Source organism: Candidatus Poribacteria bacterium, assembly GCA_026706025.1.
GTDB lineage: Bacteria > Poribacteria > WGA-4E > WGA-4E > WGA-3G > WGA-3G.
The window spans coordinates 1-19,088 of sequence record JAPOZO010000068.1 but is presented as its reverse complement, the minus strand read 5'-3'; the positions used below and the strand labels follow the sequence as shown (position 1 = coordinate 19,088).

The following is a 19,088-nucleotide window of genomic DNA, read 5'->3' as shown; positions in this document are numbered from 1 at the left end:
AACTTCGCTTAATTTAGCCCCAGCATCAAGGCACCTAATTCTTCTTTATTGGTCTCCGTAGGTTTCACAGTCCCGACAATCTTGCCATCATACATGACTGCGATCCTGTCACTGAGATGGAGCAATTCATCTAATTCGGCGGACACCAGTAAAACCGCTTTACCACGGTTGCGGGCATAAATAAGTCGCCTATGGACAAATTCCGCCGCGTGAATGTCCAAGCCGCGTGTCGGATGCGCGGCAATAATAACTTCAGGATTTGCCTCTAACTCCCGCGCAACAACGACTTTCTGTTGATTGCCACCAGAGAGTGTTCGAATCGGATACGTGATGTTCCCCACACGAATCTGGTATTTATCCAGTGCGTTCAAAGCAGATCGCTGAATTGATTTCCGCTGGAGTAGCCCATTCCGACAAAACCGTCTCTTTTTGTGGTGACCGACGATAAAGTTATCATCAATACGATCATTCAAACTAATGCCGTGTCGGTGCCTATCAGCAGGTATGTGTGCAACCTGTTCGCCATGTAATGTGAGTGTGCCGCTATCAATCTCTCGTAGACCTGTCAGGACCTGAACCAGTTCTGTCTGTCCGTTCCCTTCCACGCCTGCTACCCCGACGATTTCACCGGGGAACACTTCAAGATTGACTTCATTGAGGGACTGTTTGCCGGGGTCTCTATTTGACAAGACTTTTTTCCATTTATGCTTTCTTAGGAGCTCTGAACTTTTAGAGAGCGTAACGCCTTCCATCCGCACCATTGGCGTTGTCTCCTCTGTCTGCTCGCGCGTGACAGCGGTTGGAATGATAGGTTCACCAAGCATCATTTCTGCCAATATTGCCGGATCGGTATCAGCGATAGGACAGCTGTGGACAGATTGCCCGCGTCGCAGTACTGTGACAGTGTCAGCGATTGCCATCACTTCGTCGAGTTTATGCGTGATGACGATGAGACTCCTCCCCTCACTTTTGAGGTTTCGCATACAATTAAAAAGCCCTTCGACCTCTTGCGGTGCCAGTACCGCTGTCGGTTCGTCCATGATGAGAATGTCCGCGCCGTGATAAAGGACTTTCAAGATTTCGGTGTGCTGCTGCGTACCAATCGGTAGAGACTCAACAGGTGCGTTCAGTGGCACATCAAATCCGAGCTGCGCCGCGAGTGCAGTAATCGTTTTTTCTGCCTGCTGGTAATCAAGGAGAGCACCGAATTTGCGCGGTTCTTTGGCAAGAACGATATTCTGAAGTGCTGTGAACACCGGAATGAGCGTGAAGTGTTGCTGCACCATTCCCAAACCGAGATGCATCGCACGCCGCGGTGAGGGTATATTCACGCGATTTCCATTAACGAAGATCTCACCTGCCTGGGGTTGGTAGAGTCCATAGAGAATTTTCATCAACGTAGATTTACCAGCACCGTTTTCGCCAACGATCGCATGAATTTCGCCGCGTTGGAGCGTGAAGTCCACCGAGTCGTTTGCTTGTACATGTCCAAACTGTTTGCTGATGCCGTGCATCTCAATGATGGGTGTGTGTGTCATCGTTACTGCCGTTGATGCGGGACGACGATATCGCCCGCGATAATTTTCGCCTTGAACGCCTCAACCTGTTTCAAAACCTCATCTGGAAGAAGTTCTCGGTTCACATCGTCAACGATATACTCAACACCGCCCTCTTTGAGTCCGTAATCTTTGAGACCGCCAGAGAAATTGCCTTCTTGGACACTCTTTATCGTTTCGTAAACAGATATTTCCACACCTTTGATGACGCTTGTGAGCACTAAACCCGGGGCGAGATTGTTGCCGTTGGCGTCAACCCATATAATTGATTTTTCTTTGGCTTTCGCGGCTTCAAGCACGCCGAGGCCACTCGCGCCTGCAGCGGCGAGGATAATATCTATCCCGCGATTATATTGTGTCAGGGCAAGCTCTTTGGCTTTCGCTGGATCGTTGAACGCTTGCGGCGTGACACCGACGTAATCCGCTGTCAGTTCAATATCAGGGTTCGTTGCCTTAATGCCAGCGCGGAAACCTATTTCAAACGCCTCGACCAGCGGTACCTTCATGCCTCCGATAAACCCGATCTGTTTTGTCTCTGTTTTCAAGGCTGCGATGACACCGGCAAGGAATGTTCCTTCGTGTGCGCGGTAAGTGAGCGATGCGACATTGGGTTGTTCTATAACCGCGTCGATAAGGGCAAATTTGACATCCGGAAATTCGTTTGCGACCCGTTTCATCGGTTCTTGAAAAAGGAATCCGACACCAATGATAAGATCGTATTTCAGTTTCGCTAATCTGCGGAGTGTCAATTCGGAATCAGTGCTTTGGCTTGGGGTGACCTCTGTGAGTTTAAATCCCCACTCGTCTTCTGCTTTTTTCGCGCCAGCGTAGGCAGCATCACAAAATGAGAGGTCACCGCGCCCGGTGACATCGTAGATGAGACCGACTTTCAGTGCCGCCGTGCTTGTCTCTATCACAGCAAAGCAAACGATAAAAACTGTAACTAAAATTCTTATGTGCAAAATGTTCTCCTTTCCATCTGATAATTTTTTCAAAAACACGGAAAATGTATGTTTCAATACTATCTATCATACATCATAGTAGACGCAAATGCAAGTTTTCTTATTCAGCAGCGTAGCACCATTCAGTTCTCCCATAATTTCGATTTTCCGCTGATAGCATCTTACCTGATTCAGACCCCTCATAACTGACCGTTGACTGCTGATGACTAACCACAAGTTAATGTTGACTTTTTTATTGTTTAAGGTTATTCTATTTTCAGAATTCTCGCTGTTATCGTGATAGCGAGGAATGTATAGACTATAGCGGAAAAGATGGAGGAGCGACTATGAGAATGGCTATCACAGTGCCGAAGTTAGCGGCATTAAGTCTCGTTGTGCTTTTCGGTATCGCGCTTTCGCTACCGACGTACGCAGGGACCCAATTATGGGACTTTGAGGAAAAGCACGATGACTGGAAAGTTGCCAATGGAAAGTGGGAAATCGCAAAAGGCGTCTACCACGTTGATAAGGGTGGACAAGCGGAACACTCTCTCGTTGGTGAAGAAGACTGGGATAATTACACGATTGAGGCGAAAGTTCGATTGGATAACCACCATTGGGCGGGTATTGTTTTTCGCGCTGAAAGCGAGATGGAGTACTACGTCTACTATCTCAATGTTCCAAATAACAAAACGGAACTCTGGCGACACAAAGATGGTGCCTGGAATGCCCGCGACAATATCGCGCAAATCCCGGCTGTTGAGAAGGTCCAAATAAAGAACGGCGAATAGATTGATATGAAGGTCGTCGTTGAGGGCAGTGAATTTGAGATACACCTCAACGGTAAACTTCAGGGCGAACATGAAGATGATGCCTACAAAACCGGCCAAGTCGGTGTGTGGGCATGGGAAACCGAGGCGAGTTTTGACGATTTCACCGTCTACGGTGATAATATAGAGGATACCCTTGCCGTTGAGCCGAATAACAAACTCGCAACGACATGGGGTCGTCTCAAACGGGTTTACTAATTTTGCGTAAGGTTTAGCCTCAGAAGTTTTCTGCGTAAGAACCGCGTTGAAAACTTTTGAGGCAATTTTCTATAAAGGGAGCGATATGATGAAATATCTATTTTCAACTATTGTGATGTGTTCTCTCCTCGTACTCGTAGCGCCTTTTGCTTTTGCAGGCGAACAGTCTTGGTCATTTGAAGCGGATGCAGCCGATTGGACACCCGCTAACGGTGCTTGGAGTGTTGAGGACGGCACTTATAAACTTGCTAAAGGCGGTAGAGCCGAGCATTCTCTCGTCGGTGAGGTTGGATGGGAAGATTACACCGTTGAGGCGAAAGTTCGACTTGATGAAGGGAATTGGGCAGGTGTTGTCTTTCGCGCACAGGGCGAGATGGAATACTATGTCTACTATCTCAACGTCCCAAATAACAAAACTGAGCTTTGGCGGCATAAGGAAGGCGCGTGGGATGCTCGCGACAAGATCGGTGAACTTGCTGGGACTAACGTTACTATCGCGAACGGCGAATGGTTTGACATGCGGGTCGTTGTGGAAGACGTTTCGATGAAACTCTGGATTAACGGTGAGGACCAAGGCGAACTTAAGGATGAAACCGGTGCCGGGTACGCCGCTGGGCAAGCCGGTGTCTGGGCATGGGAGACCGCCGCGAGTTTTGATGATGTCAAAGTCTCTGGTGATGAGATTGTTGGCGGTGAGACACCAGTCGAACCACAGGGTAAATTAACGACGACATGGGGACGTATCAAACAACGTCTTTAGGTGGTATTCCCGTTTCGCCATACGGACGGTAACAAGTGCGACCGAAACTTTCCTATTATACAGTTGTATGGGTGGTATTCTTAGGGTACCACCTTACCCTCTATCAACTTCCAGACGCATTCTGCCAAGAAACTGGTGCCTCAGACATCACCGCACAAATTCGCGCCCATAAAGCACAACTCGCTGCAGATGGCACTCAGATTGAGGTTCGCTTGAGACTCGCTAAGGTCTACCTCCAAATTGAGGCTTATGCTGAAGCGGTTAACGAGTACCAGCAAGTCATAGCAGCTGTAGCACCAAACGGAATTCCGAGCACCACAGCAACTACACCCGATTCGGATATTCCGGCGGCTTACTACGGTTTAGGATTGGCGTATACCGGGCTTGAAAAATTTGAGGATGCTATTGCGGCATACCAGGGCGCGATTGCGTCTGCTCCCGACTGGGCATATACACACGCGGCTTTAGGGAGTGCTTACGCGAACACACACCGTTACGCCGAGGCTCTTGATGCCTACAAAGTAGCGGTTGCGTTGGATTCTGACGATGAGATGATTCATCATCAAATCGGGAACGTCTATAGTAAACGTGGGGAACACGCAGCTGCGGTCCGACATCAACTACGGGCAATTGGAATCGCACCACAGTTCGCAGCTGCACACTATCAGTTAGGACTTCTCTACGTACACGAAAAGCGGTGGACTGACGCTATCAGTGCGTATCGCACCGCGTATCAGAACGATCCAGCACTTGTTGAGGCACTCTATAATCTCGCACAAGCGTATCTCCGTGCCGGGGACGCTGCAGCGGCGCGTGAACAGATGGCACTGTTTGAGGAACGGAAAGCCGCGCTTACGCCGCTCCACGAGTTGCGCGGCGCACTGCAGCGGACACAAGACACAACCGAACGCGCGCAGATTCTCGCCAATATCGGCAGATTTTACCTCAAAGATGGGCATTATGAGAAAGCCGTCTCGGCGTACCAGAAAGCACTCGGTATGGATCCGCAACTCGTCGTTGCTTATAACGGTATCGGTGTTGCCTATACCATGCTTGAAAAATACGAGGCAGCGATCACTGCACAACAGAAGGCGTTGGAACTTCAACCGAACTTTGCAAAGGCACACGCAGGCATCGGATTGGCGTATTTCAGGCAGAATAAGACACGACTCGCCCTAAAACATTACCGACAGGCGGTTAAGCAGGACCCTCAATTTTTGGAGGCACATCTAAAAATTGCGATAATTTTGTTGAATCAGAAGCGTCATGCCGAGGCAACGGATACATACCTAACCATTATCTCACTGCAACCGGACGATGCCGAAGCGTATCACAATCTCGGTTTATGTTATGCGTATCAGGCAATGGGGAAGCGTCATCCGCATCAACAACCCGATCAGGATTTGACCGCTGCAGCACTAAAAGCCCTTGAAAAGGCTGTTGATCTCTCGTTATCCGAGACGGGTGATTTGCAACCGACGGAACGATTACCCCTTCAACCATCGTTTTTGACAGAAACCTATTATCTTATCGGTGAACTTCAGGCGAGTCAAGGCGATTTCGGTGCGGCGGAGCAGGCTTACTTAACATCGGGTTTACCGAAGGCGTATCATGCTTTAGCACAGTTAACCGCGAAGGTTGCCAGCGGAAATAAAGCGGATACCAAACGCGTGTTAGAAACGGCGCGGCGTTACGCACAAAAGTCGATTGATATGGATCCGAATGTCGCAAGCTACTACAATACACTCGCACTTATTGAATTTCGGCGTGGGGATTATCGGCGAGCCGAACAAGCGATCCGAAAGGCATTGGAACTTGAACCGGAAAATCGGAACTATCAACAAGGGTTAAAACAAATTTCTGGTAAATTGGCGGCTGACTGAAGTACACGCTGTCCGCTTTTAGGCAGTTCATTGAAACGGTCGGAAATGAAAAACGGAAACCCAAACCGAGTTATTACTCGATTCAGGTTTCCGATTTAGAAAATGTCCGATATTTGCGCTTATCGGGCGTTTTTGATGCGCCCCCATGTGGTTGCGAGCTTGGTTTTAGGATCTACCGGATAACTATCATCGCCGAAGAACTCAATTTCGCCAATTTGGAAGTATGCCCCAGCTGGGTTCGCTGCGGTGTCAAAAGTAACATGCCGAAAAAACCGATACCCGGTTTTTTGCTTGTCGTAATCTTCCCCCGCCTCAAACAGGACGACTTGCAGTCGCTGATCCCAAAAACTATCGCCATCGTGGGCATAGATGGTCTCAAATTTCTTACCGTCGTTCGAGCCCTGAACCTCCCACACTGTAGGATCCCTTGCAGGCACATCGTTCGCTGAAGATACCGTGAAGTGTGTCAATGCGTACTGCTCCTCAAACTCAGCCATTATCCATAACCCTTCATCTGGGATGCCGCCTCCCTTTCCGCAGCACCATTTGTCATTGATGGGACCCAGGCGGTTATCGAAGACATTAAACGAAAATTCGCCGCCCCCGAACCCGGGTTCCTCATTAGATGAGAATTCGGCATCGTACCCCTTATCTGCGTCAGGCTCGCCATTGTCTTCTGGGTCGGTTAGGTCGCCTCCGAGCAGTGACTCCGTTCCCGTTCCCAAGACTTCCTCCGCCTGTGCCATGTCGATCGGGTTTCCGATAATACAGTAGGCCATCATCAACACAAATCCTGCTAATACTAACATAATTTTCATGCCGTTCAATCTCCTAAGAGAAATGAATCTCACTTTTACGTGAGCTTCGTGTTAAGTAGGTGAGTTTGAATAAACTGCACCCATTTTACTATACCAATCCTTACGAATCTGTATTTTATAGTAACATATTATATGATATTATATCATAGCATTATGGAAAATTCAATGTCATTTTTGAAAAATATAGAAAACAACGCAAAGCATTAGATTATCATAGAAAACTTTGTGCAGTTACCGAAACTCCCCTTCGTCGGAAGAACTGCGTTGTAACGCGGAATCCACATTTTTTGTTTGACACACACAAGCAAATGTGATTTACTATAACGCAAGTTGCCACCTATTTATTTTCACTGCGAAGCAATGGCACTCCTAATGAAGATTAAGAATTTAATCGGGTAATTTTTTCCCGATGTCCGGTGCGGTTAGGAAACCGCACCTACCGGACCTGGGAGTTTCTATTCTCACTGCGCAGCAATACCACCCCTACGGGGTGAAGAAAGTGTGGGAAAAACCGTGTTATAATGCTCAAAATCCATTGGTAGCAACTTGGGTTACTATACACAAAGAAGGCACGCAATGAACAGGAAAATCAATTTACTGATTGCTGACTGCCGATCGCTGACCGCTGATTAAAATGAAAGGATTTTCATGGCATACGATAGCCTCACAGAGTTTGTGAAAGCCTTGGATCGTGCAGGCGAACTCAAACGCATTAAAACGACTGTATCCCCGGACCTCGAAATTGCCGAAATTACCGATCGCGTGAGTAAGGCAGAGGGTCCCGCCCTCCTGTTTGAAAAGGTTGAGGGCAGCAAGATGCCGCTCCTGATTAATACCTACGGCTCGTATCGGCGGATGGCGATGGCACTCGGTGTTGACGATCTTGGACAGGTCGCGTCCGAAATTGAGAGTATGATTAAATTGGATGCCCCTGATACGCTCCTTGATAAAGTGAAAATCCTTCGGATGCTATCCCAACTGACGAACTTTCCACCGAAAACAGTGAAAAAAGGCGCGTGTCAAGAGGTCGTCTTGACCGGTGAAGACGCATCCTTGGATGTCCTACCCCTTATTAAATGCTGGCCCCTCGATGCTGACCGGTATATCACCTTACCCCAAGTTTTTACGCATAGCCTCAAAACAGGTCAACGAAATGTCGGGACGTATCGTTTGCAAAAGATAACCCCACACGCATTAGCGATGCATTGGCAGATTCACCACGATGGTGCCGCGCATCATCGCGAATATCGTCAAGCCGCGCAACAGATGCCTGTGGCAATCGCGCTCGGCGGCGATCCGGCAATGTCTTACATCGGTACGGCACCGCTGCCGTCCGGTATTGATGAACTCTTATTTGCAGGGTTTCTCCGTAAATCGAATGTTGAGATGGTGCCTGCTAAGACGATTGATATGCTTGTCCCAGCAGATGCCGACATCGTGATTGAGGGGTATATTGAGCCAGACGAGACTTGCATAGAAGGCCCGTTTGGTGATCATACGGGGTTTTATTCTTTAGCAGATGAGTACCCACTGATGCACATCACGGCGATTACGCACCGCAAAAACCCCATCTATCAGACAATTATCGTCGGTAAACCGCCGATGGAGGATTGCTACATGGGGAAAGCGACTGAGCGGATATTTATGCCGTTGATTAAGACGCAGCTCCCGGAACTCGTAGATATGAATCTACCCTTGTTCGGCGTATTCCACAATTTCGCACTGATTTCTATCGACAAACACTACCCTTATCAGGCAAAAAAGATGATGCACAGTTTTTGGGGACTCGGGCAGCTGATGTTCAGTAAAATCATCATCGTTGTTGATAAAGATGTCGATGTTCAGAATGTTGAAGAGGTGCTTTTCTATGTCGGCAGCAATGTTGATCCGAAACGGGATGTGACAATCGTCGAGGGACCTGTTGATGTGTTGGATCATGCTTCTCCACTTATGGGTGCCGGTTCTAAGATGGGTATTGATGCGACGACGAAGTGGGCAGAGGAAGGGTATCAACGCGAGTGGCCCGAGGAGATTCGGATGTCTGACGACGTGATTGCGTTAGTTGATGAGAAGTGGAAAAAATATGGGTTTTAAGGATGGTTATCGGAGGAATGGTTATCAGTTAAGAGTTACCTTGTGGCAGTTACGTTGATCTCACTGCGAGGCATGAAAGATTTTTTCGCAGAAAAAATCGCTCTGACAACTGATAACTTTAAAGGAGAAAAACGATGGCAGAAACGATTTACGATGTTGCAGTGATTGGCGCGGGACCTGCTGGCACACAAGCCGCAGTCTCAGCGAGCCATCAAATGCGGCATGTCTTGATGCTACACTCTGGAAAAGTCAGTTTTAGTCGCGGGCGTGCTTACTGGTCAAAGTCGGTGGAGATTGAAGACGCGCCGGTCTTTCCCGGTATCATCGGCCCCAATTTTGCGAAGGAACTCATGAAGTGGATGGAGAGCCGCCCGGTTGTCGATTTCATGCTCGGATCGGAAAAACGAAAAACTGGCATTGATATACGCGATGGATTGGTGCAAAAACTCACACGGAGCGGTGATCTCTTTGAACTTGAAGCCTCTACAAAAACACTTAAACAAAATACACCTTTAGAGGTCACACATTTTAAATCTCACACCGTGGTCGTTGCTGCCGGGTTTGATGACAAATGGCCCGATATTGAGTTTGAACAAGGTGAAGAACGCCTCTATAAGCAGTATGCGACCGTCTTCCGCTACGCCGGTAACAAAAAAGGGTGGCACGTCTGTATCCGGTGCGATGGACATCTCCATGTCAATGAACATTTAGCACTCCTCGGTGTCGGCGACTATATTTATGAGGCAGCGATCGGTGCGCAAGACTTTACCGATAAAATCACAATCCTAACAAACGGCAGACCGCACGGTATGTCGCCGCCTGTGTTGGAACAGGTGAAGGCACGTAAAATTAATATCATTGAGACAAAGATTAAACGGCATATTGGTGAAAAAACAGACCTTTTAGGGTTTGAGATGGTTGATGGAAGCGAGTTATTTTTCCACGGTTTCCTTGTTGATGAAGGCTTAATCCCGAATACGAAGTTTCTTGACGGATGGGATTACCAGAAAGACGAAGAAGGTTTGATTATCGCAAACGAAGATATGCAAATGTTAGATAGCAATGGGGACCCGATTCCTGGACTCTTTGCCGCGGGCGATATTATATCTGGTGAGCGAAACCTGATCGCAACGGCGTTCGCACTTGGCCAGGAAGCAGGTTTGTCGGCATCAGACTCCTTGCGTCGGTGGCACTTTCCGGATTAGGAGGGACACATAGAAATAATGCAGAACGAGCAAAAGGATACTGTCTATATTATTGACACGCACGCCGAAATATTTCGCGCTTACTACGCGATTCGTAGTGGGTTAACAAGCAGCATTACCGGTGAAGCGACACATGCGGTCTTCGGATTCGCTGGAACGCTGATTAGAATTTTAACCGAGCTTCAGGCAAAGTATGTCGTCGCTGCAATTGATACACCCGGCGACACGTTTCGCAATGAACTCTATTCGGAATACAAGGCGAATCGTTCTCCTGCCCCTGATGACCTCGTGACCCAGATTCATCGCATCCTGCAATTGCTTGAGGCATTTGGTATTTTGACGCTCGGTAAACCGGAATTGGAGGCAGACGACATCATCGCCTCTGTTACACAAGCAATACTTGACGATCCAAACGCACAAAATGTTGATGTTTCTATTATTTCCAGAGACAAAGACCTGGAGCAGCTGATTGAGGACCGGGTGACAATGCTCGACCTCCACAACAATAAGATTGTTGATGAGCGATCGTTGTGGGAGACGAAAGGTATAAAACCGGACCAAGTTATTGATACGCTTGCGTTGATGGGTGATACTTCTGATAATGTTCCCGGTGTCGAAAAAGTAGGCTTGAAAACCGCTGCACAATTGATTCAGCAGTACGGTTCTATTGACGGTATTTTTGAAAACATTGATGAGATTAAAGGGAAACGTCGCGAGAATTTGGAAAAGGCGAGAGCGCAACTTCCGCTTTCAAAACAACTGGTAACCTTGATACGAGACGCTGATTTGGACTTTTCCTTAGAGCAGGCACGCGTCAAACCGCTTGACCTTCAGAAAATCCGCCCGCTGCTTCAGGAATTGGAACTCAAACGTTATGAACAGGTTGTAACAAAACTTGCAGGCGGGGATACTGAGTCTGTAACCGCACCGGCAACACGCAAGGAACGGGTTGCGGAATTAGCACAAAAAACGGATGCTATTTTGGACAAGGGCAGCTACGGCACCGCTGAAACAGGCGATTATTCAGCGGTTGTTACGCTCGAAGATCTGAACGCGCTCGTTGAGACGCTATCGGTACAAGAAATCATCAGTTTTGATACCGAAACAGATGGCTTGGATCGTGAAGCGAAACTTTGTGGGTTAAGTTTCTCTTGGAAACCGAAACGAGGCGTTTATGTACCGGTGCGTTCCCCGCAGCCTGAAAACCATTTAGATATAGACACCGTGCTTTCGGCACTCAAGCCGATTCTTGAGGATCCGGCGCGACCGAAATGTGGACATAACCTGAAGTTTGATGCAAGTATCCTCATTAGGAACGGTGTTAAACTTCAAGGTGTGGTTTTTGATACGCTGCTCGCAAGCCAATTGGTCGATGCGCGGACACCCTCTCACAACCTTGATACGTTGGCACTGCTCCATTTAGAGCATAAAATGATCTCGTTTGAGGAACTAACGCGGGATTCCAACGATCCAACGTCTACTGACGAAGCAGAACAATTGGATGGACTGTTCGAGGCAGAGAACACACGGCAGAAGACAATTGATGAAGTGCCTTTGGCGGAAGCCACAGTTTACGCTGCAGAAGATGCAGACATCACGCTCCGTCTCTATCACTTCCTTACGCCGAAACTTGATGCGTTGGGTATTACAGAATTGGTGCGCGAGATCGAATCACCGCTCGCGCCGATTCTCGCTGAGATGGAATATAACGGCATCGTTTGCGATAAAGCGGAACTCAAACGCCAAAGCGGGGTCATTGAAAAACTCGTTAATGATCGGCAAGCAGAAATTCACGAAATAGTCGGGTATCCGTTTAATATTGATTCACCAAGCCAATTGGCGCAAGTCCTGTTTGATGAGCTCGGTTTCAAACCGGTAAAACGGACACGCGGCGGCAAAGTCTCCACGGATGTCACTGTGTTAGAAGCACTTTCCCTCAGAGAGGATGTCAACGATCCGAAGACGAGTGTACCACGCTTAATTATTGATTACCGCCAGTATCGTAAGTTACAGAGCACCTATCTGGCACAGCTCCAGAGTGCTATTGATGAAAGAACAGACCGTATCCATACACATCTCTATCAGTTAACGACAGCAACGGGTCGTTTGAAGTCCGACGGTCCGAATCTACAAAATATCCCTGTCCGTACGGAGATCGGCAGACAGTTACGGCGTGCATTTACGGCACCAGAAGGACATAAGTTAATCTGCGCGGACTATTCGCAGATCGAACTCCGTATTTTGGCACACTTTAGTGAAGATGAAAGTCTGATTGAGACATTCACCGAAGATTTGGACATCCATACAACTGTTGCCTCACAGGTGTTTCAGTTGCCGACGGAATTGGTTACACGAGAACTCCGTGATAAGGCGAAAACTATTAATTTCGGTATCATCTATGGGGTCTCCCCGACAGGTCTGGCGCGTCGGATTAAGGGGATGCGTGTAAAAGAGGCATCAGCTCTCATTGAGGATTACAAAACGCGTTTTCCGGGAATAGATCGTTTTCTGCAGCAGTGTGTCCAAGAAGCATCAGATCACGGATATGTGCGTACACTCACCGGTAGACGACGCGCGATTCCTGAAATTTATTCCACCAACCGAAGTCGGCGCAGTCTCGGTGAACGCTTGGCAATCAATACCGTCGTGCAAGGTTCTGCTGCGGATCTGATGAAGGCGGCGATGGTACATGTACAACATCGAATTGATGCGGATAAATTGCCGTTAAAAATGCTGCTACAGATTCATGATGAGTTGGTACTTGAGGTACCGGAAACAGTCGCTGCGGAGCAGGCTGAGATTGTTTGTGAAGAGATGGAAAATGCGATGTCGCTGCTCGTACCGCTTCGGACAGAAGCAGGAATTGGGGATAATTGGATGGTCGCGAAGTAAAAATTTTCTAAAAATGAAATTTAAAATTGACAAACGGCAAAGGTTGTGATATAATTTATGGTACATTTTAAGGAAAATGTGATAGTGTCCGCTGGCAAAGTTACGAGTAGTGTTTTGACAGTTTTACGGTTTGGAACCAAAACTGCTCTCTTTTGTGAGAGGGGCCAAGGGTTCCGAAAAGAGATTGATGATCGCTAATTTTGAAATCTTTCCTACGCTTGCTGCCAAATTTCTGCCTTTGAAAATGCTGACAGTGCTCAGTTTCTCATTTTCCCGTATTTTCATTACCCTATGCCGCTATGCTGAAAAATATCGGTTCGCATGGACGCACCGTGTGTTCTGCGGGTATACCGTAAGTGCTTATAATGTCGGGTTAGGGTACATATAGTTTCTAAAAGGAGAAACGAGATGAATATCTACGTTGGCAACGTGCCTTACGCCGCCACGGAAGAAGACCTCGAAACACTCTTTGGTGAGTATGGTCCAGTTGCTACCGCTACGATTATCCGTGACCGGTACGACGGTCGCTCCAAAGGGTTTGGATTTGTTGAAATGGAAAACCAAGAGGATGGCGAGCGAGCAATAGAAGCGTTGGATGGTCAAGAGATGATGGGACGTCCCCTGAAAGTCAATCCTGCGCGTCCTCGCACAGAACGCCGCGAGCCACGCCGGTACGACGATAGAGACGACAACGATATGGAAATATAGGTTGTTTCCTGTTAGCTTCGGTGCTACTGCACCTGCATGAATCTCTGAAGTAGGAAGGAAATGCCGCGAGGCATACGATGTTCTCTGCGGTTCATAAGTTTGCCCCGGTCTCGAACCGGGGCTTATCTGTGCAACAGTGGGACAAAGCGGGGAAATAGTAACGCGTACCATTTCCCCAACATTTCCGCTGTCCAGAGGTGTTTAATACTCTGTTTCTTTCAGCGACCCCCAAGTTAGCGCAAGTTTACCCGCCGGTTCTACTGCAACCCCCAAAGCGTTCAAGCCGTTATTCATCAGGTCAACGATATCTGCATCGGTCAAAGGCGCGTGGAAAAGACCGACCTCGTCCATTGCCCCTGTGAACCAGTTCCCGCTACCGTCCCAAACGCCGCATCCACCGATATTCACATTGAAATCGGACCTGCCGTGATTGATCCAGCTGCCTTCCTTCGTCGTCGGATTGCCATCAACGTAAACCTTCGTGAAGGTTCGGGTCGCAACGGCAGCGACATGATGCCACTCACCCGGCGGGTGTTCGTAAGGATTTTCGTTACCGCCAGCTGTAGGTGTCCACAGCATGACAGATGTCGGGTTAATAAAACCGAATTCTGGTGAGTCGTTCTGACCTATCACCCCAACACGATTGGTGGTGATATTCCCAGGTTTCACCCAAGCAACGACTGTAAATTCACGCACACCGTTGAGGAGTTTCGCGTTGGTGTTCACGCAGTTGCCTGAGCCATCAAAGCCTAAGGCACCGCCAAATCGACCATCTACCCAAATCGGGGCGTTGACAATCGTCCCGTGATTATTATTTCCTGACGAGTCCATCGCCACGCTTCCGGCTCCATCGTCGAACAGCCAGATGCCGACAACATCGTTCTGGCTAATTTCGGCGTTACTGCTATTGACAATGAAGAGGCTTAAAGCCATCAGTCCCAGACTGAACAGGACAACTGTTAAAGCGTTAAATTTCATTTTAATTCCTCTCACTTTCTTTAAAGATTTACCGCGACGCAGCGCGGATCTGTTTCGTTGACTCATCCGCTATTTGTAAAACTATCAGTGCGCATTAACTGCCTGATGTTCCCCGCAACGTTAAAAATAGGAGATATAGACATTTTCACACATTTTGCATAAAAACACAAGTTTTTTTTTCTGGCGATGCCATTTTTATAATTATAACATATTTCTATATTGATTTCAACGCAAATTAATCCGAACAGTTTCTGAACCAGAGAACTTTACCAAACCGCGAAGAAACCCCCTATCAAAAACCCTACCAATAGATGTCAATGTACTTCGATAATTCAGTATAAAAGAGATGGTGAGGCAGCAATGCCTCGTTTTATGCTTAACCACGCACACCAACGGCTTTACGGACTTTTGCCATGATCGGTGCCGCGATGGCACGTGCTTTTTCCGCGCCTTCTCCAAGTATTTTGTCCAATTCAGCGGTGTTGTTCATCAAGTCATTATACCGATCGCGTTTCGTGGCAAATGTAGATTCCAGTAATTCAAAGAGTTCCTGTTTCATGGCACCGTAGGCAAGCCCACCCTCAAGATAGAGTTTCCGCTTCGCAGCAACGGCATCCGCATCCGCGAAGTGCTGATAGATTGCAAAGATGTTGCATTCATTGGGGTCTTTCGGCTCTTCGGGACGCATGGAATCCGTTACAATACGTTTAACGGGCTTAAGCACTTGGTTTGACGGTGCGAAGATCGGAATAACGTTGTTATAACTTTTGCTCATCTTCCTACCATCAATACCGGGGATAGTCATCACTTCTTTCCGAATTACGGCTTCTGGGATTGTCAAGACGTTGCCATAGGTATTATTGAAGATAAGGGCGACATCGCGCGTAATTTCGAGGTGTTGCTGCTGGTCAAGCCCGACGGGTACAACGTGTGTGCCGAAGAGCAGGATATCTGCCGCCATCAAAACCGGGTACGTAAAGAGTCCAATGTTAATGTTTTTGTCCTCTTCGCGTCCCTCAGCAATATTGTCATCAACTATCGCCTTGTAGGCATGCGAGCGGTTCAACAAGCCTTTTGCTGTGAAACAGGACAAAACCCACGCCAACTCAAACACCTCTGGAATATCCGATTGGCGGTAGATAATCACCTCATCTGGATTTAATCCCAATGCTATCCACGTCGCTGTTGCTTGATAGGTGAGATTGGTCAACTCTTCACGGTCTCTGACGGTGGTCAAGGCATGATAGTCGGGTATAAAGTAGAGTGCCTGATACCGTTCTGCCAGTTCCAGCGACGGTTTAAGCATACCGAGGTAGTTGCCGATATGCGGGGGACCTGTCGGTTTGAGTCCTGTTAAAGCAATCTGTTTCAATTTTTTTTATCCTCCTTTTTGTTCCTGACTTTATTATACCTTGCTGAGCCTGAGATGTCAATTATACCTCTGAATTTCAACGACATCTCCCCATTTTAACCCCAAACTAACTTCGGCACTGCCACCATTAATGGCAATTTCTAACAACCCAAAACTCCCAATAATCGCCAAAGGCTTACCGATGCCAGATTCAGCGTAAGCACGATTGAGCCGCATCAATCGCGTACCTCCAACCCTAATCTCGTAAGTAGAGCCAATTCCAGCAAGCACGCTTTCCGATATGTTCGTTATCGCGTTCCCAAATCTATCAATTTTGACAATTTGTCCGATTATTGTGCTTCCAGAGACTTGAGGTATCGGAACAGGGAGTTGAACGAGATCCTCCACCGGTGGACCGATGTCCAGAGGCGGCACACCAAGAGATAAGTGTGCTGCAACAGGTGCGAAAATATCTCTACCGTGGAAGGTGTTGCTCACTTCTGGTAGATAGTAAGCCTGGTTCTGAATTGCCACCGCATTTATTGACTGTCCACCAGTGTTCTCAATCTCTTGCAGTAGATAGGTCAATATTCCATTGTCAGGACAGACGAAAAAAGCATGGTCTGTTTGGCAAACCACCGCCTGCCGGTCGCTCCCGACACCCGGATCAACGACGATGGTGTGGATCGTACCTTCTGGAAAATAGCGATGCGCAGAATGGATTGAAAGTGCAGCATCGTGAATATCCTGCGGTGGGATCGCATGTGTGAGATCGACCGCCTGCACCTCTGGATTGATGCCGAGGATCACTCCCTTCATGATCCCAACATAAGCATCACTTGTCCCGAAATCCGTTGTCAGTGTAATGATACCAGATGGATTGTCCATTACCAATAACTATAAGTTCGCTTGCATCCAAGCAAAACTTTTTCGCTGACCCGTGCCGTCGTTTTCTCTACCTTCATACTCGCAGCACCAGACACCATCGTACCCCGCTTCTCTTAGGCAGTGAATTGCCTTCGCGAGATCTATTTCACCTTCGCCGAGTGCCTCGCCGCGATAATCACCACGTGAACCTGTCCCGTCTTTCAGGTGTGTGTGCAACGTATACGGCGCGACAATTTCATAGTATCTGCCTACGGTTTCTAAATCGTGACCCGCCCAGCGGTAATTCATCGTATCCATATTCGCACCGACATACTTGGAACCGACCCGCTCAAAGAGTTCTACCTGCAAATCGCCATCGTTTGTAACGATACCGTGGTTGTCCACAGCCAAGTAGACCGCGTCGCGTTCAGCAAATTCGAGGCATCGCTTTAAGCAGCCAGCCATCGCTTCGACCCATTGACTTTCGGGGACAGCATCTTTCGCTGCACCACCTTCCGTACGGAGTACTGAAGTGCCAAGCAGTTTAGCGAGTCCGGCAATACGTTCCATCCGCTCAACTTGGGCACGGATCGTCTCTTCTTCGAGCAGAACAAAATCGTTCCCCGCTGCCAGTGCCGAGACTTGCAAGCCATAACCTTCAACTTGTGCCCTCACGGCTTCGGCGTTCTTTTCAGGATCAGCCGTCTCTGAATTCCATACATCGCTGATCTGGAGTTCAACATAACTGAAGCCCGTTTCGCTCGTAAATTTCAGGAAATCGTCAAGCGATTTACTGGCGTAGTTGTAGTGAATCAGTCCTAACTTTGACATAAATTTATCTACTCCTCTTTGATACCCCAATCCGATAAGAGCGGTTGCAAACCACTCTTACCGTGTACGGTTGACTGCTGACTGCTGACAACTCAGAGCCATTCAGTTTAATGTCCAATTACTTCTAAGCTTCACGATAAAAAAGACTTGCATCTTTAAAGTTATTATGCTATAATACCTGTAGTCAGAGGCAAGTGTCAAGTAATTTTTAATTTTACAATAGCAGGCTTTGGCTTGCGAGTTCCGCCGAAAATTGATAACCAATCAGGATAAAAAATAATGGAGCACTATAGTTGTTTTACGGATCCGAAATTGTCTGCCATCTATGAAAAAATTAAGGCAGAACAGCGGCTCTCTTTTGAGGAAGGGGTCACACTTTACGAAAGCCCGGACATTACCGGTGTTGGGTTTATTGCCACCCATGTCCGTGAACGTTTAAATGGGAACGTTGCCTACTATAATATCAATCAGCACATTGACTATTCAAATGTTTGTATCCTCCACGCACGGTGCCACTTTTGTGCTTTTGCACGAAAAAACATGCAAACGGAAGGGGCATGGGAAATGAGTGTTGATGAATTCTTAGATAAAGCGATGTATTCTATAGAGCACGGATGCACCGAAATTCACAGTGTCGGCGGATTACACCCTAAACTGCCGTTTGATTATTACCTTGATATTATCCGTGGTCTCAAAGAACGGATGCCACAAGTACACCTCAAATTTTTCACCGCTGTCGAAATCCACCACTTCTCACGCATCTTTAAAATGTCGATAGAAGAAGTTTTAACGGCATTACGAGCGGCGGGTTTGGATTCCTTGCCCGGTGGGGGTGCTGAAATTTTTGCAGAGGAGACACGCGAAAAAATTTGTCCAGGAAAACTCAGTGCTGACGGTTGGTTAGAGGTCCATGATATAGCACATCGCCTCGGTATTTCCACAAATGCAACAATGCTGTATGGACACCTTGAAACAAACGAGGATCGGGTAGATCATCTGATCCGGCTACGGGAACAACAAGATAAATCCGGTGGGTTTGTGACCTTTATTCCGCTCGCTTTCCACCCTGCGAATACCCGTATGGCGTATCTACCTTCAACGACGGGATTAACAGATCTCCGTAACATTGCGGTCGCACGCCTCATGCTTGATAATGTTCCGCATATTAAAGTCTAT

The 19,088-nt window shown here is 47.7% G+C and carries 16 protein-coding genes; 9 read left to right on the top strand and 7 right to left on the bottom strand.

Going from position 1 to position 19,088, the window contains the following annotated elements; genetic code table 11:
- Positions 1-8: 8 nt before the first annotated feature.
- Positions 9-1,538: an ABC transporter ATP-binding protein gene (locus OXH00_17470; protein ID MCY3742808.1), complete on the bottom strand. Its 1,530-nt coding sequence runs from the start codon at positions 1,536-1,538 to the stop codon at positions 9-11.
- 2 nt (positions 1,539-1,540) lie between these two features.
- A complete protein-coding gene (locus OXH00_17465; GenBank protein ID MCY3742807.1) occupies positions 1,541-2,518 on the bottom strand; it encodes a BMP family ABC transporter substrate-binding protein in 978 nt (325 codons plus the stop codon).
- A gap of 326 nt (positions 2,519-2,844) precedes the next feature.
- Here OXH00_17465 and OXH00_17460 point away from each other — a divergent pair, with 326 nt between their 5' ends.
- The 4 genes from OXH00_17460 (at position 2,845) to OXH00_17445 (ending at position 6,168) form a co-directional block, all read left to right on the top strand.
- The gene (locus tag OXH00_17460) at positions 2,845-3,288 is read left to right on the top strand and encodes a hypothetical protein (GenBank protein MCY3742806.1); all 444 of its coding nucleotides are present in this window, start codon (positions 2,845-2,847) and stop codon (positions 3,286-3,288) included.
- Between the two features lie 6 nt (positions 3,289-3,294).
- Positions 3,295-3,525, top strand: a complete 231-nt coding sequence (locus tag OXH00_17455; GenBank protein ID MCY3742805.1) for a hypothetical protein — start codon at positions 3,295-3,297, stop codon at positions 3,523-3,525.
- 85 nt (positions 3,526-3,610) lie between these two features.
- Positions 3,611-4,285, top strand: a complete 675-nt coding sequence (locus OXH00_17450; GenBank protein ID MCY3742804.1) for a DUF1080 domain-containing protein — start codon at positions 3,611-3,613, stop codon at positions 4,283-4,285.
- A 35-nt stretch (positions 4,286-4,320) separates the two neighbouring features.
- Positions 4,321-6,168 (top strand): tetratricopeptide repeat protein, encoded by a 1,848-nt coding sequence (locus OXH00_17445; GenBank protein MCY3742803.1) that lies wholly within the window; start codon positions 4,321-4,323, stop codon positions 6,166-6,168.
- A gap of 119 nt (positions 6,169-6,287) precedes the next feature.
- Here the strand turns inward: OXH00_17445 and OXH00_17440 are convergent, their stop codons facing one another.
- On the bottom strand, positions 6,288-6,986 hold the full coding sequence (locus tag OXH00_17440) for a discoidin domain-containing protein (protein MCY3742802.1): 699 nt from the start codon (positions 6,984-6,986) through the stop codon (positions 6,288-6,290).
- Between the two features lie 648 nt (positions 6,987-7,634).
- On the opposite strand from OXH00_17440, the gene OXH00_17435 reads away from it, so the two are divergent.
- From OXH00_17435 to OXH00_17420, 4 genes are all read left to right on the top strand, one after another.
- Entirely contained in the window at positions 7,635-9,080 is a 1,446-nt protein-coding gene (locus OXH00_17435; protein ID MCY3742801.1) for a menaquinone biosynthesis decarboxylase, read from the top strand.
- Between the two features lie 134 nt (positions 9,081-9,214).
- Positions 9,215-10,285, top strand: coding sequence for an NAD(P)/FAD-dependent oxidoreductase (locus tag OXH00_17430; GenBank protein MCY3742800.1), 1,071 nt, complete (start codon positions 9,215-9,217; stop codon positions 10,283-10,285).
- Between the two features lie 18 nt (positions 10,286-10,303).
- Positions 10,304-13,177, top strand: a complete 2,874-nt coding sequence (polA, locus tag OXH00_17425; GenBank protein ID MCY3742799.1) for a DNA polymerase I — start codon at positions 10,304-10,306, stop codon at positions 13,175-13,177.
- A gap of 408 nt (positions 13,178-13,585) precedes the next feature.
- Positions 13,586-13,885 carry an RNA-binding protein gene (locus OXH00_17420; GenBank protein ID MCY3742798.1) on the top strand — a complete coding sequence of 100 codons (300 nt, stop codon included), beginning with the start codon at positions 13,586-13,588 and terminating at the stop codon, positions 13,883-13,885.
- 201 nt (positions 13,886-14,086) lie between these two features.
- On the opposite strand, the gene OXH00_17415 is transcribed toward OXH00_17420, so the two are convergent.
- From OXH00_17415 to OXH00_17400, 4 genes are all read right to left on the bottom strand, one after another.
- Positions 14,087-14,863, bottom strand: coding sequence for a LamG domain-containing protein (locus OXH00_17415; GenBank protein MCY3742797.1), 777 nt, complete (start codon positions 14,861-14,863; stop codon positions 14,087-14,089).
- 376 nt (positions 14,864-15,239) lie between these two features.
- On the bottom strand, positions 15,240-16,235 hold the full coding sequence (gene trpS / locus OXH00_17410; GenBank protein MCY3742796.1) for a tryptophan--tRNA ligase: 996 nt from the start codon (positions 16,233-16,235) through the stop codon (positions 15,240-15,242).
- A gap of 57 nt (positions 16,236-16,292) precedes the next feature.
- Entirely contained in the window at positions 16,293-17,102 is an 810-nt protein-coding gene (locus tag OXH00_17405) for an SAM-dependent chlorinase/fluorinase (protein MCY3742795.1), read from the bottom strand.
- 9 nt (positions 17,103-17,111) lie between these two features.
- The gene (locus tag OXH00_17400; protein MCY3742794.1) at positions 17,112-17,912 is read right to left on the bottom strand and encodes a sugar phosphate isomerase/epimerase; all 801 of its coding nucleotides are present in this window, start codon (positions 17,910-17,912) and stop codon (positions 17,112-17,114) included.
- A gap of 279 nt (positions 17,913-18,191) precedes the next feature.
- Here OXH00_17400 and OXH00_17395 point away from each other — a divergent pair.
- On the top strand, positions 18,192-19,088 hold an 897-nt coding region (locus OXH00_17395), incomplete at its 3' end, for a CofH family radical SAM protein (protein MCY3742793.1).